Origin of the sequence: Maribacter sp. Asnod1-A12, assembly GCF_045063735.1 — a bacterium.
Lineage (GTDB): Bacteria > Bacteroidota > Bacteroidia > Flavobacteriales > Flavobacteriaceae > Maribacter.
In genome coordinates, this window is record NZ_JBEFNZ010000006.1 from 1,963,483 (window position 1) to 1,978,042 (window position 14,560).

The 14,560-nt window shown below is 34.7% G+C and carries 16 protein-coding genes; 2 read left to right on the forward strand and 14 right to left on the reverse strand.

Annotated elements, in window-relative coordinates; genetic code table 11:
- Window positions 1–115: 115 nt before the first annotated feature.
- From ACJJVP_RS08340 to ACJJVP_RS08355, 4 genes are all read right to left on the reverse strand, one after another.
- Window positions 116–1,435, reverse strand: coding sequence for a glycosyltransferase 87 family protein (locus ACJJVP_RS08340; protein ID WP_405412632.1), 1,320 nt, complete (start codon window positions 1,433–1,435; stop codon window positions 116–118).
- A 79-nt stretch (window positions 1,436–1,514) separates the two neighbouring features.
- The gene (gene speB, locus ACJJVP_RS08345) at window positions 1,515–2,297 is read right to left on the reverse strand and encodes an agmatinase (protein ID WP_405412634.1); all 783 of its coding nucleotides are present in this window, start codon (window positions 2,295–2,297) and stop codon (window positions 1,515–1,517) included.
- Window positions 2,298–2,324: 27 nt separating this feature from the next.
- A complete protein-coding gene (locus tag ACJJVP_RS08350; RefSeq protein ID WP_405412636.1) occupies window positions 2,325–2,702 on the reverse strand; it encodes an ester cyclase in 378 nt (125 codons plus the stop codon).
- 65 nt (window positions 2,703–2,767) lie between these two features.
- The gene (locus ACJJVP_RS08355; protein WP_405412638.1) at window positions 2,768–3,313 is read right to left on the reverse strand and encodes a hypothetical protein; all 546 of its coding nucleotides are present in this window, start codon (window positions 3,311–3,313) and stop codon (window positions 2,768–2,770) included.
- A 175-nt stretch (window positions 3,314–3,488) separates the two neighbouring features.
- Here ACJJVP_RS08355 and ACJJVP_RS08360 point away from each other — a divergent pair, with 175 nt between their 5' ends.
- Together ACJJVP_RS08360 and ACJJVP_RS08365 are read left to right on the forward strand one after the other, a co-directional pair.
- The gene (locus tag ACJJVP_RS08360; RefSeq protein WP_405412640.1) at window positions 3,489–4,157 is read left to right on the forward strand and encodes a class I SAM-dependent methyltransferase; all 669 of its coding nucleotides are present in this window, start codon (window positions 3,489–3,491) and stop codon (window positions 4,155–4,157) included.
- A gap of 78 nt (window positions 4,158–4,235) precedes the next feature.
- A complete protein-coding gene (locus ACJJVP_RS08365) occupies window positions 4,236–4,652 on the forward strand; it encodes a hypothetical protein (protein WP_405412642.1) in 417 nt (138 codons plus the stop codon).
- A 92-nt stretch (window positions 4,653–4,744) separates the two neighbouring features.
- Here ACJJVP_RS08365 and ACJJVP_RS08370 read toward each other — a convergent pair whose 3' ends face one another.
- From ACJJVP_RS08370 to ACJJVP_RS08415, 10 genes are all read right to left on the reverse strand, one after another.
- Window positions 4,745–4,960: a hypothetical protein gene (locus ACJJVP_RS08370; protein ID WP_405412644.1), complete on the reverse strand. Its 216-nt coding sequence runs from the start codon at window positions 4,958–4,960 to the stop codon at window positions 4,745–4,747.
- Window positions 4,961–4,968: 8 nt separating this feature from the next.
- Window positions 4,969–5,583 (reverse strand): hypothetical protein, encoded by a 615-nt coding sequence (locus tag ACJJVP_RS08375; protein ID WP_405412646.1) that lies wholly within the window; start codon window positions 5,581–5,583, stop codon window positions 4,969–4,971.
- Entirely contained in the window at window positions 5,573–6,631 is a 1,059-nt protein-coding gene (locus tag ACJJVP_RS08380) for a YHYH protein (RefSeq protein WP_405412648.1), read from the reverse strand. The genes ACJJVP_RS08375 and ACJJVP_RS08380 overlap by 11 nt, the downstream gene beginning before the upstream one ends.
- 132 nt (window positions 6,632–6,763) lie before the next feature.
- Window positions 6,764–7,045, reverse strand: a complete 282-nt coding sequence (locus ACJJVP_RS08385; protein ID WP_405412651.1) for a hypothetical protein — start codon at window positions 7,043–7,045, stop codon at window positions 6,764–6,766.
- Window positions 7,042–7,503: a barstar family protein gene (locus ACJJVP_RS08390; protein WP_405412653.1), complete on the reverse strand. Its 462-nt coding sequence runs from the start codon at window positions 7,501–7,503 to the stop codon at window positions 7,042–7,044. Before ACJJVP_RS08390 ends, ACJJVP_RS08385 begins: the two co-directional genes overlap by 4 nt.
- 190 nt (window positions 7,504–7,693) lie before the next feature.
- On the reverse strand, window positions 7,694–9,178 hold the full coding sequence (locus ACJJVP_RS08395) for a cellulose synthase family protein (RefSeq protein ID WP_405412655.1): 1,485 nt from the start codon (window positions 9,176–9,178) through the stop codon (window positions 7,694–7,696).
- A gap of 1 nt (window position 9,179) precedes the next feature.
- Window positions 9,180–9,869, reverse strand: coding sequence for a glycosyltransferase family 2 protein (locus ACJJVP_RS08400; RefSeq protein WP_405412657.1), 690 nt, complete (start codon window positions 9,867–9,869; stop codon window positions 9,180–9,182).
- The gene (locus tag ACJJVP_RS08405) at window positions 9,869–10,360 is read right to left on the reverse strand and encodes a toxin-antitoxin system YwqK family antitoxin (protein ID WP_405412660.1); all 492 of its coding nucleotides are present in this window, start codon (window positions 10,358–10,360) and stop codon (window positions 9,869–9,871) included. Before ACJJVP_RS08405 ends, ACJJVP_RS08400 begins: the two co-directional genes overlap by 1 nt.
- A gap of 55 nt (window positions 10,361–10,415) precedes the next feature.
- Window positions 10,416–12,821, reverse strand: coding sequence for a hypothetical protein (locus tag ACJJVP_RS08410; RefSeq protein ID WP_405412662.1), 2,406 nt, complete (start codon window positions 12,819–12,821; stop codon window positions 10,416–10,418).
- A 153-nt stretch (window positions 12,822–12,974) separates the two neighbouring features.
- On the reverse strand, window positions 12,975–14,555 hold the full coding sequence (locus ACJJVP_RS08415; protein ID WP_405412664.1) for a 4Fe-4S binding protein: 1,581 nt from the start codon (window positions 14,553–14,555) through the stop codon (window positions 12,975–12,977).
- Window positions 14,556–14,560 lie beyond the last annotated feature (5 nt).

A 14,560-nucleotide genomic window follows, 5' to 3' on the forward strand; every position in this document is an offset into this window, starting at 1 on the left:
TAGAGCCAATGGGCTCACGGTGCTATATAAAAAGTAGTTTATTTCGTTCATTATGGGGTAAATGTACAAATAATATTTATTTGACATCACTCATTATATAATTTTTACAAAAACTTCACTTTTTGTTATTATGTGCAATAATTTCATAAACAATGTAGCCGTACACTGAAATATATTCAATGCTTAAAAGCCATAGGTTTTCCTTGAAATCTGCCTGAGAATAGGCGAAGTAGCTTAGTACAATGGCTGCAGACCAAATGATGGCATATCTGTAGGTTGTAAAAATAGAAAGCAGCACCAGAAAAATAACGTACCATGGGTGTACGGTAGTAGATACAAAATAATAGATGGTCAATACCCACATCATAGACCAGAGCACTCTATTTAAATCATACCTTTTTGGTGAAAATGTAAATAGACCAACAGTGGCAATGGTAAACAGCGGTGTAATTTTGCCGTATTCCTTAATAAATTCCCACGGCTTTGCATTAAAATGTATGGCAGTTTTTTTAGCGATGTTATAGATGCTTGCATTGAATTCAAAATTAGAAAACCATAGTTTTATAGTTTTCGAATAGTTGTCTATAAATTCTGGGGTATTAAATGGAAGAAAAAGTACAATAGATGTTATGCCAATGATAGCGTAGAAAACGATGCTTTTTTTCCATCCTAAGTACTTAAGGAAAAGTGGTAAAAATAATAGGGGTACGAGCTTTATTGAAATAGAACATGCTATAACTACACCTGCAGTTTTCCATTTATCTATAGATAATAAAAATAGGGCTAGAATAAAGAAAAACAGCATTACCCCTTCAAAATGGAGGTTGCCTGTGAGTTCTACAATAACCAAGGGATTTAAGAAGTACCAGAATATTAAATGTGGAGATCTGTTCAGATTTTTTAGCAACTTTCTCCCAAAATAGAATACACCTATGTCTGCAAGAATAATAATGACACGCATGGCAAATAAAGAGCCGAAAATACTTTTGCCGCCAACAAATGCCGCAATAGCAAAAATAAGCTGGTTCAAAGGTGGGTAATTGCTATAATGCCGCGCACTTAAACTGCCCATGCCCTCATATAAAATATTGGCATTTGGTATCATAGATACCATATTTTCCATTAATTGGTCTGGTGTGTGTAAATAGGGGTTGGCGCCACGAGAGACCAAATGACCGTCCCAAACGAACCTATAGAAATCTTGAGAAAGATTGGGTTCTATAAATAGAAAAATTAATCTAAATATAATTCCAATACCTAATAAGAACCTGAAATTCAGTTTTTCAAACTGTATCAATTTAAAACAGAAAAAGAAAAGTGCTACAAAAAGAGAGAGCAATTTTATAAAATCGGTTCGATCTAAATGATAGGCGAAGGTGTAGTAAAATACAAAACTTAATACTGCCAATATCAAGGAAACTTTGTGGAGTTTCATGTAATTTTTAAAGGTAATCGGCATTAGGGGTCTGGGTTTAGTAACAGGTCAATTTACTGGTTTTTATTGAAAAATGATTTCAATTGCCCATCAATTTTCCTAAAAGTTCTTTCATCATTTTTGCGGCCAAGTAAGCGGTCATGTCATGAAAATCTCTATTAGGGTTATATTCTACAATATCCGCACCTACTACTTCGGTATCTATACTATGAATTAAGTCTAAAACTTGTCGTGATGAGAGTCCGCCTGGCTCGTGATGAGAAACTCCAGGTGCAAAAGCAGGATCAAAGCCATCCATATCTAAAGAAATGTAAAGAGGATTATTGAATTTAGGTATAGCGTTTAAATCTAAATTCCGCATTTCATGAACATCAACATCGTATTTTTTTGCTTGATTTGCCTGATGCGGATTTAAAGTGCGAATACCGACTTGCACCAATTTTACAGCAAAACCGTTTTCCATAATCCGTGCAAAAGGGCATGCGTGAGAATAAGGGTCCCCTTCGTATTCATGATACAGATCTGCATGCGCATCAATATGTAAGATGTCTAGTTTTGGGTAGTACTCGTTAAAAGCCTTGATAATGGGGAAAGTGACAGAATGGTCTCCGCCTAAAGAAAGTAGTTTAGAACCAGCATCTAGGTTGTTTTTGGTGATGGTCTCAATATCAAAATAATCATTAATGGTAAAATCACCCTTGTCCGTTATGGCATCGTTTTCTATGGATACCCCAAGTTCTGTATATAAGTTCATAGAATTGCTGTATAATGCTTTTCTAATGAGGTCAGGAGCTTTCGCCGGACCTTGTTGAAAAGATGATTTGGCATCCCAATTAATTCCTTGAATAACAATATCTTTCATAATAGCGTTTTAGGTCTTCATATTAAATTAATACATGGTATTCGGGTTCTTGGATTTCTTGGGAATTTGCTGAATAGCATCCCAATGTTCGCATATTTTTCCTTCTGCATCAAACCTAAAGAAATCCATAGTCACGTATTGATCATTTCCTGACCAAGTTTGGTGCGTGTGTAGTGAAACTAAATCGCCTTCTGCAATACAGCGTACAAATTCAATAGATTTTTCTGGGTATTCTGCCTGCATACGTTCAAAATAATCAATAAAACCTTGTGTGCCATTGGCAACGTCTGGGTTGTGTTGAATATATTCACTGCCTACATATTTCTCTATGGCTAATTTTGGATTACCCAAGTATGCTGTTCTGTAAAATGCTATGGCATTTTCTTTGTTTTTATCTAGTGACATATGTTTAGTGTTTACTGGATAATCGTAATATAAATTTTATTTTCAATTCAATGCCGGTTGGGCATTTACTTCTTTATTATGGTGATAATAGGGATCTTTAATTTCTTGTATTCGCTGGGTAGGTCAATAAAAGCTTCAATGGTGAAGCTAAATTTACTGTTTCCTTCAAAAATCCAATAATTGCCTTCTAATTTACCGTTTTCGCTTGTGGTATGGTCTCTTGGAATATTATTAATAGAATATTGATTCTTTTCTTTATTATACCAGATACCCAAGGCACGCAAATCATCTTCGTCAGTGTAATTAAAAGAAATGCGTGGTGCTATGGCTCCTTCATTATTTTCAATAGTCACATTTTTATTGGTGAAATTTTCTAACTCTTTAGCCCACGGCAGTTTGTCTTCTTTCCAATTTGCTAATTGCTCCCATTGTGCCAAGATAAGAGCAGTGTCTTTTTCGGTTTGGATTATGGTAAAAAGGTTTTCTTGAACAATCTCAATTTTGTGTTTTTCAGGATAAATGGTGACAGTGTTTTTGTCTGAAGCAATTCTACTATTTTCAATACCAAAGAACGAACCTAAAAGAAAGAATATGATTTTTATTTGTTCCATTTAATTGAATTTTTATGCTAATGAAAATACATTTTTTATATGGTAGTTTTTTTATGAGTCGCATATGTTATCTTTTAAAGTCCCATTCAGTACATAAGGAGGCTAATAATCGTCTTTGGTTATTTTACTTTATATTACTACATACAGATAAAAGTTCATGTTTTTTAGATAATTAATGAAGGGTAAACAAGAAAAATCAAGAAGTAAAACACCATGGCCAACAAAAGATGCTATGCAACAAGTCTATGAAAAGAACTTGTGGGGTAGTGGTGGTGAAGATTTTTATTCTGGTGAAGGTTCTCATAAACCAGAAATTGTAAAACCTTATGTAGAGAAATTAATTGCTTTTTTAAGTTCATTTGAAAAACCAATTTCAGTATGTGATTTAGGTTGCGGGGATTTTAATGTGGGAAAAGAATTGGTGGACCACGCCAAGAATTTTATTGCGGTAGATATTGTTCCAGAATTAATTGAGCGCAACAAAGAGAAATATAAAGCTCCTAATTTGGAATTTCTATGTCTAGATGTCTCTAAAGACACTTTGCCCAATACAGATTGTGCTATTCTTCGTCAAGTCTTGCAGCATATCTCTAATGATGAGGTAAAGCAGGTTGCGGCTAAGCTTGTTAATTACAAGTATGTAATAGTAACAGAACATCTTCCTAATAAAGGTTTTATACCTAATGTAGATATTATCTCAGGTCAAGGTACTCGTTTAAAAAAGCAAAGTGGCATCAATCTTTTGTTGGCACCATTTAATTTGAAAGTTGTAGAGCAGCGCGAACTTTTAAAAGTCGTAGATGAACATGGTATTATTGTAACAGTTTTATATAAGATGTATTGATTTATTAATCCTGATAAATGTCATAGTATTAATCTACGTTGTTATCTAGCTTTGGTGGTATCATAAAAACAAACGTTGATGAGCAAAGTAGAGATAAATCAAGGAGAGATAAAAGTGAAATTTAATGAACCAACTTCTGGTAAATTATCTTTTGAACAATTAGGTGTTTCTAGTGAGGGAGCCTCTTTAGAAGGCGGATTGCTTCGTTTGGTTTTTGATTTAGAAGGTATTGGTGAGCATGATTATTATCAAGTACCAACTTTAGAGTTGTTTTACGAAGAAAATATGTCAGAAACACATTGGGTGTGTGAATTTAACGGAAAAACCATTCTTGATAAATTAGACCATTACGGTCATTCAACCATTTTATTATTGAACAGAAAGGTGTTGAGTGAGTTAGAGCAACATCATGAAAATGTATTGATAGTTCATGCAGAATTTCCGCAACCAGCTAAATTGAATTTGAAAGAATCTTCAATTCGTCTATTCAAATAAAGAAGTTTATATTTTTAAAAAGGGTAGCGAAAGGTTTGTTGGTTTTATAGTGGTAGTTCAACGCAAGCAGACCCGTTAGATTGTTGTTTAGTTCACAGGTCATTTTCGTTATCCTTCTTTTTTGCAGTTTCTTGTTTCATATATCCAAGAGCCCAAATTAGAATTCCGGTCCAAAAAAACAGTTGATTATATTGGGTGATTTCAGGTATGGGATCCTCTCCAAAAAATCCCATTTCCATAAATTGAAATATAAGACCGATTATTACAATTACTAAAGCGATATAAACTGCTTTATTTGGTTTTTTCATGTGATGCTTTATTTTCTAGAAACAAAAAATAGAAAACCTCCAATCATAAGGGTAATCAAATACGGCAAATACTTAAATGGTGCAGGAACACTTTGTTTAATTGGCTCAATCCATTTTCCTTCTTCTAGAGTAATGTTTACTTCATGTTGGTTATTTTGCAGTAAGTTGAATCTTTCTTTTGGAAATCCATCCAATAAAAAAACAACGACAGATTGACTATTGTGTAGGTCTTTGAACACTTCATTTTTTAAATATATGTGATTTACTTCCTTAGGTAAACCAATGAGCTCAGAAACTATCTTCGTCTCATGACCCAAAAATACTTTAGTATTCTTAAACTGAAAGGGATTGTCTTGGTTGAGAACAATAGAGAATCTAGACTTAAAAAGCTGAAGTACTAAATCTTGAAATTCTTCTGGAGATGCATAGGCACCTTCCCCGTTTACATAATTTACCTCTTGTTGAAAAGCTGTTAAAGAGCTGTTTAATTGCATAACAATTTGCCCATTTTCCGTTTTAGAAATAATAATGCTCGAAAAATCTGGATTATGGGCGAAAAGCACATTGCTTACCAAGAGAAAAGCAGTAAGAAAAAGTGGTAAAAGAAGTTTTTTACATAGCATAGACACCACGTAAACCATCAATAAAATTGTTGCTTCCGGCTTTGTCTACATGATAGTGGTACCCTCTAATTTCGTCGTATTGACCTCTAAATTCATCTAAATCCGTAGCTTCGTTACCATCGGCATCAGTATTGGCATAAATCGGGTATCCGTCCATAGCATATCCTATCATTGGAGCATGATTATCATTCTGCGCTATTTTCTTAGAGACACCTGTTGCTGCATGATAATGATAACCTTCATGTAAATTTATATGTCCACCGGCATCATCAAAAGGAGCAATTGTATAAGCGGCTAGAATATTATCTACTGGCGCAGGTGCATTAAAAACAACACCGTTAAAAGCTATACCTCTATTTGAAGGACCAACCCCTGCTCCACCAGGTGGTGGTCCCTTTGGTTTTTCTCCATCTTTTGGGCGTTCTGGCCTTTCATGGTCATCTTCACCGCCGTTTGGGGGTCCAGATCTAAAGGCATATCCTTCAGGTGCTTTTTTAGGAGTAATCGGTATATAATATGTATGCGTCATACCAGTGATGTAAGATGGTAAGCATTCTACACAAAAGTTTTTATATTCTTCGCCAACATTTGGGTCTGCGGCATCATTACATTCTGCCTTGGTCTTTGTTTTAGTGATTTCACCTGTGGTTTTATCATAAAGCATCCAAGTATCATCATTAAAAAGTGTTCCTAAGTTTTTAATGAACTCGCCATCAATATCGTAAATTTCTCCTTCTACTGCCCAAACACCACCTTTTGATGCATCATCAGTAATATTATCTGGACACCAAGGTCCCATTTCATGCTCTGTAGGTGTGCCAGTGGTGACAATTTTATAACAATCTGCGGTAGTGCCATCAGACATTTCTTTACTAACAATAGATATAGGTTCTGCCAAACCGCCTGAAAGAAAATTATCTTTTTTTACTGAAATACTTACTTCTTCTGTGGCAGTGGTATTGGTCTTGTCAGATTTTTTGTTTTTACAACTGAAAGTAGTAACCAGTAACAAGGCTATTATTATACTTTTAAATTGAATTTTCATCATTTTCAATATTTGATTCTATAACTATAAAAGTAATCATTATAAGTCGTCTAGAATTAATATTGGTTGATTAAACAGTAGTCACATATTAATTTTAAGTAAACTAGTAGATTCAGTCGGTAAGTGTGCTGGCTGTCATATTTTAATAAAGCTTATTTTTTTGAATCCGTTTAACTCAGTAATTTCCTTTTTAGTTCCGAAATTATTTAGATTTATTTTCATAATGTTAATTTCCTTTTTTAGAAATTTTGTCTCATTATTTTCCAGTTTTTCTCTTATCTTAAAAAGTGGATAATAGAATTCATTTCTTATAAATTTTGGTTGTGACATTTCTGCAGGTGTAACACTAGCGAATCTTAGTTTAATTACATGTAAAATACACGAAACTTCTTCTTTGGTAAAATTAATTTGTTTCATACTTCTGATTTTTTAACAATCAATTTCACAAACTCAGCCTCTTTTAAGAGTTCAATTATAAAGTTAAAATCTTTCTTACCAAATATTTTCTCAAGCTTTTCCGTCCCTGTAATTTCAATAATACAATCACCAGGGTAACCCGGTCCTTTTGCTGTGATAGCATCATTGAAGGCATCAAGATTTTTTCCAAAATCCTTTTTTACAGAAAACTCCATGTCTTCAACATATTTGTTCCAGAAGTCCAATTTTGAATCGCAAAACTCTCCTCGGATAAATATTTTTCTTAGATGTTTAATATTCCCATTTTCGTCCTTCGTTATGCTCATAAAAGTGTCTTTCCCACATGCGAATCTGTCAAATACTTTGGAATAACCTTGATTCAGCCATCTTTTGTAAATTAATTTGTCATTAAAATACAGATAGAGTTCATTGTCATCTTTAATTTCCTTTCGAAGCATTGGTGTTTATTTAAATTACCTAGAACAATAGTATAAAGTAACAAGTTACTTTATACGCTATTTAAGACGAATAAGATAACAAGTAATCTTATTCCTATTTTTAGGCGTAAGTTAAACAAACAAAAAGAATTGGAATTAAAAAAGGGATAGCCAATGGCTGTCCCTTTTTAATATCTTGTTTCAAGCTGTTTTAAGCTCTTGAGGTCAATGATTTAAAGAATACAAACCCAAAGCCCAAGAACAGCATAAAATGAAACGGAAACAACCCGAAATCATTCAATGGTATTGCACTATACATACCAAACATGAAATAAACCATTAAGGCAAATTCCAAGATCATGTTAGGTGATAACTTTTTAGCTAGGTACTTATTGCCTTTCCAGCTTTGCTTTAAGGTACTGATGTTGAATTTTGGTGTACGTACAAATTCACTTCGTTTACCCATATGTCCTTCTAATACGGCAATGGTATTGTGTAAAGAGAAACCTAATGCTACAGAGAAAAAGGTAAAGAAAATACGTATATAATCTACAAAGTTGTTAAAGCCGCTGCCTTGTATACTCTTATAGGTAAACCAATAGCACACAAATAAAATAATGGTACTAACGGTAAACAAACTTAAAAGAGAGAATACCCAGTCTAAATGACCATAGGTGTTTTTAATATAAAGTGATGGTATACTCAATAAAGCAACTAAGAATACACATAAAAACATAGAACTGTTCAGTAGGTGCATTACCCCGTGAAACTTCGTTTTAAAAGGGATGTTTTTTGCGCTTACAACGCTCCAAACCGTTTTTCTAAAGTTCTCTGCTCCACCTTTGTTCCAACGAAATTGTTGAGAACGAGCTGCACTTATCACTACAGGTAGTTCAGCGGGAGTCTCCACATTCTCCAAATACTTAAATTTCCAGTTTTTCAGTTGTGCGCGGTAACTAAGGTCTAAATCTTCGGTAAGCGTATCGCCCTCCCAATTACCGGCATCAAGAATACATTCTTTACGCCAAATACCTGCGGTACCGTTAAAGTTGATGAAGTGACCTTTGCTGTTACGCCCAACCTGTTCTAAGGTAAAATGAGCATCAAGAGCAAAAGCCTGTATTTTTGTTAAGGTAGAATAGTCGCGGTTCAGGTGTCCCCAACGGGTCTGTACCACACCAATTTCTTCATCTTTGAAATAGATAACTGTTTTCTTTAACCAATCTGAAGCAGGTAAAAAATCCGCATCAAAAATGGCAATGAATTCACCCTTTGCTACTTCTAGTCCTTCTTTTAAGGCACCTGCCTTAAAACCAGAACGGTCTGTTCTTGTAATATGTTTAATATCTAAACCGGTTTCCTGTAATTTTGCAATACTGGCTGCGGTGGTTATAATGGTGTCGTCAGTAGAGTCGTCTAAAACCTGAATCTCTAATTTACTTTTAGGGTATTCTATTTTAGCGATGTTTTCCAATAAACGATCCATTACATATTCTTCGTTAAAAACAGGAAGTTGAATGGTTACGAACGGAATTTCCTTTGGGTCTAACAAATTAAACTTAGGTGCCGTTTGGTTTTGCCTTTTTTGGGATAAGTAATTGATTAACAGATTAAGCTGCGCCAAGCTATAAAAGAAAATCAACAGTAAAGAGAAACTGTAGATGATGATGATAAGATATGCAAGAGCTAAAGCCATATTATTTTATACTGTATTTGAAGATCCACCCCAAAATTTTTATGCCTGCAAATATACTACCTTTTACGGTACCAGATACCTTAGATATGCCAATTCTTCGTTTGTAACGTACTGGTACTTCGGTATATGTCATTTTTTTCTTAAGAATTTTCAGTTGCATTTCAACCGTCCACCCATAAGTCTTGTCTTCCATGTTCAATTCTTTGAGCTTTTCGTATTTAATTGCCCTAAAAGGACCTAAATCCGTAAATTTTGCACCAAAAAATAAATGCATTAAAAATGTTGCCAACCAGTTGCCAAAAACTTGTTGTGGGGTCATTGAACCTTCTTCTCGTAAAGCTTTTGTTCTAGCGCCAACCACAAAATCTATATTTTTTTCTAAAATAGGAGCAACTATCTTGTTCAGTTCCTCTGGATAATCAGAGTAGTCTCCATCAATAAATACGATAATATCTGGTTGTTTTGACAGATTTGCTACATAATCTAAGCCTTTAAGGCAGGCATAGCCATATCCTTTTCTAGTTTCGGTAAGTACTGTTGCACCAGCAGCTTCGGCATTTTTTACGGTATCATCTGTAGAGTTATTGTTCACAACGATTACCTCAGATACCGTTTTTGGTAGTTCGTTGATGACATGGGCAATAGAATTTGCTTCGTTAAAAGCTGGTATAATTACTTTAATGTCTGTCATTATTTTAAATCTGATAAACTATTTTCACTGGTAAAGTCACGAAAAGATGTCCATTCCTTGATCTTTTCACCTTTACTGTATTTCTCTGCGGATATTAATTTTGTGTCCTTGTACTTTAGGCAATACCCGTCTTTTATTCCTTTTGTTAGCTGGCACTTGTGGTTAATACGACCTTTTTTATCGTAAAAAAGCCACCAGCCAATTTCTTTATTATCGGCAAATTTGCCTTCTTTGATTCTAATACGGTCTTCACTATAAAAAAACCAATACTTTTCTCTTTTACCATAGGCGTAAAAACCTTGTTCAGATTTGTGACCGTTAGGGTGGTAGAAAGTCCAATAATCAGTTCTTGTACTATAACGCATCCATCCTTCACTTTCTAAGGTGCCGTCTTCATAATAGGTACGTTCATAACGTTTGTCTTCAGGATTGGTAAAAGCTAACAATCCTAAACAAATAAGAGCGGGTAAAAAAAGTTTAAATAGCTTCATTTTTTTAAAATATTAGATTAAAATATAGGTGCTTACCATACCGAAGATTACACTGTTACTTTCTACTTTTTATAGTATAGGTATTTTTTCCTTTTTTAAGAGGAATTACAGTTCCTTGCCAATTTAAGTTGCCTTTCATGGTATCAGGAATTGTTATTTCGGCGGATAATTTATTCTTGTTTCTCTTTAGTTCAAATACTATAGTTCCTTTTGATGTAGGCAGCAAACCTGCTATTTCATTTAGTTTCCCAAATGCAGGGGAAATTTCCATTTCTTCAAAATCATTTTGTACCGATCGGATGCCTGCCAGATAATTAAAATAAAAATATGCGGGCGACGCACTCCACGGATGCACTTCTGATCTTGTTGGTTTCTCAACACTTTCAAATCTTTCTAAAGTAGTGGTCATGTTGTCTTCGATCATTTCCTCCCAGGGTTGTTGGGCAACATCGAACAATTCTGGGGCATCTACTTTTTTAATCGCTTCAAAAAGATAAAAGCGGTAGTAGTATGTGGCTTGTAACAAATCTTCTTCGTTTAGAATTTTGTCTAATAGTGCTCTTTGTTCGGTTTCTGGAATAGCATCTGTCAATATTGCCATGATATTGGTATGCTGGTCATAAATAGTCTTATCAGGGCGCTCCGCAAATAGATTTCTTTCTTGGTCATAACAAAGCTCGTAAACAGATGTAATGATTTCTTGAGCTCTGTTCTTGTATTTCATTGATGTTTGTTCGTCTCCGATCTCAGTGAATAGGCGAGAGGCATTTTGTAATGCATGTACATAATGTAAACTGACCACTGCAGAATTGAGTCCGTCATTTTTGGTGGCCGTACCACTACCATTATTAGGTCCGGTATACCAGTCAACGAAATAGCGGTATGGCGTTTTGTTGACCAAGTTAAGGTCGTTCATGTTTTTTTCGAATCCGGCAAGGGTATTTGCAATACCATCTTTATAGGTTTCAATAAATGCTTTGTCGTTAGAGGTGTTATAGTAATCTGCAATCATATCTACCCAAACCAAAGAGTAGGTAGGGTAAATAAAGGTAGAGCGAAGCGGATAAGCACCTAAAATATTACCGTCAGAATCTCTGCTGTGGTCAAATTGGCGAATTGCATTTTTGGTATGTGCTGCATTGCCGCTCAAAGCTTGCCAGATTAAACCTTGTATTTTAGTATCGCCTACGTACTGCATAGTTTCATAATAGGCATCACTTAAAAAATAATCTTGGGTACAGATATCAATGGTACGCTTACAGATATCAAAAATATCATTGTACATGTCATTGTCTGTAGTAAACTTGGCAATAGATGGTATACTGGTTCTTGATCTATGGTTTACAAAATTCTCAAGAACAAGCTCCTGATCTTTGGTTTCAATTTCAAACTCAATAAAACGGAAGGTGCGCATCCAATTCGGTATAAATTTTTGCGCATTTTTTCCGTTAGAAATAATTTCATCGTAATAGCCTAAAAGCTTTTTGTTCTCTAAGTCGTTACGATCCCCTTTTTCATTGTTTGCACCAAAAAGGTTCTCAGCATATTTAATGTTAATGGTAGCTGATTTTCCCTTACTGAAAACTAATTCTGGAAATCCGTTAGTAACGTATTGTTGGTCTAATAGAAAAGTAGTGGTTGTATTAGGTTCAAGTGTTAAACTGCCTAACACTGGGAACTCAGTTTCAAGAGGTTTTGAAGAACGGACAATACTTGCAATTCTTTCCTCATCCCAAGAAAGTAAAGGTAAATTACGAGGTTCTAGTAAATAAGCAATAGAGCCGCCCATACTACTGGCGTTTTCAAAAAACGCTACTTTTTTCCAATCGGTATCATCAAAATTTAGGGTTTCCCAATGGGTTGGGTAGTTGTTCATGTCAACCATATCCGTAGGGTTGTTGGCATAGAATCCCCCTACAATAGCCTTTTCTCCATCACCTCTCCAAACTACTTCGTTAGCTTTGTAAGATTGATTAATGGTGCTTAGCCATGTATCATTAAAACCGGTAGTATTTATGATTTTGGCATTATCTGTAACACCGTTTACCATTACACTAGTGAATATAGACTGCATGCCTAAAAATCGTCTTTTACCAAAATTGATCACCTTAACGGCAATGACATTTTCTCCTTGCTTTAGGTAATCTTTCAGGTTTAAGGTTTCATATTTATAATGCTGAATATCGCTCAATTGAGGTCCGTGGGTAATAAACTCACCGTTTACATAAAGAAAGTAGTGGTTGTCTGCAGAAATATTGATGATAAAATCTGCCTTTGCATCAGCAACATTAAATGTATTACGAAACAAAACCGCTGTGTCTTCACCACCTTTTGTATCTGGGTGACTAACCCAGCTGGCACTGATGTTTTCTTTGCCATAAACAACCTCAGGGTAATTAAGTTCTGTCTGAGATTGTGTAGATAGTGATAGTAAAAAAAGTAAGTAAAAAAAGCGATTCATGTACTGTCTAAGTTGTTGTTAATAGGTTGTAAAGATCATGAAAGATTGGTGAAAACCAGTCTTTCATGATCTTTTTCCTGTTATAAAGTATAAGTGAACAAGATTAAAATTAGCACCGCGCTTAAAAGCACGGCGTTATTTTAAGAATAAAATCTATTTATTGTTCACTAAATCCATTAAATCAACATCATTACCTAATAAGACATCTTTAGAATTGATACGCCCTTTTTCAGGTCCGTTTTCTAATTTTAGAACTCCCCTTGGGCAAACCGCAGAACAAATACCACAGCCTACACAACTAGAACGTACAATGTTTTCTCCTTTTTGAGCATATGCTCTAACATCAATTCCTTGTTCACAATAGGTAGAACAGTTGCCACAAGAAATACATTGCCCTCCATTTGTTGTTATTCTGAATCGAGATTTAAATCGTTGTACAAACCCTAAATAAGCCGCCAATGGGCAACCAAACCTACACCATACCCTATTGCCAAATATGGGATAGAAACCAGTACCTATAACACCTGCAAAAACAGAACCTATTGCAAGGCTATAAACATTTTGTACACTTTGGGTCTTAATACCGAGAACAGTACCTGTTTCTGAAAAGAAGCTATAAAGCGTCATACCCGTCATTACTACGGCAAAAAGTAATACTCCGTGAATTAACCAGCGTTCAACTTTCCATGCAAATAGTGATTTATCCGAATGTTGTCTGTATGGGTCACCTAATGTTTCGGCTAAACCGCCACAACCGCAAACCCAAGAGCAATACCATCTTTTTCCAAAGAAATATACCATTACAGGTACAATAACCAAGGTTAGAATGACACCCCAGAAAAGAATAAATATTCCAATTCCACCACTATTTAAAAGCGTCTTTAAATTCCATTGAAAAAAGAAGTCATAATCTAAAGGGAAAGCATTTTTAAAATCATAGTAGGGCATTTGTAAACGCACCATAATTTCAGGTATAAGAAAGGCGAATACAATTTGAAAGAACAAAACAGATGTTGTTCTTACTACCTGGTATATATTATGGCGATATTTTATGTACATACGTACTGCCATTACTGACATTACAACACAATACATAAAGCCATACACAAACCAATGACCAGCAGGATTACCGCTTAAACTTACACTAATAGGATCTACAAGAAAAGTCCAATTGGTTGCATACTCTGGACGGAAATATAAAATCAAATAAAATGAAACTAAGAATATAAAGACTAGCCAAGCTATCCAACCTCTATTAGTTGAACTCTGATGATATATTCCGTCATTCTTAATTCCTTTTGGGCCCAAAAGAATTACTTGGGGAATAATAAATAAGAGGGCTCCGATAATACCTAATCCAAAGGTTAAAAACCACATTAACCCTTTGTTTTCTGCGATAAAACCTACTCCAGATTTTTTGGCGATAGCTCCTGCCATATCTCTACCTTTTGTATAAATAATTTTTTTATACTCCTTATTTTTTCTGTGCGTAGCATTCGCTTCATCTACAGAAGAAACAATTATTGGCGATAAGCTCTGAACACCTTTAAATTCTTTGCCTTGTATTTTGGTTTCTATATTTTCAATGAATAACTCACTTTTAATTGAATTATCTGAAACTATTTCTTGAACGATGGATTTATCTACCTTGAAGGTTCCAAGAAGTGGTAAGGCAGCAAATATACTTAGACCTACCAAAAAAATAATTATTCCTATATTTTGAAGTACTTTCATTTTTC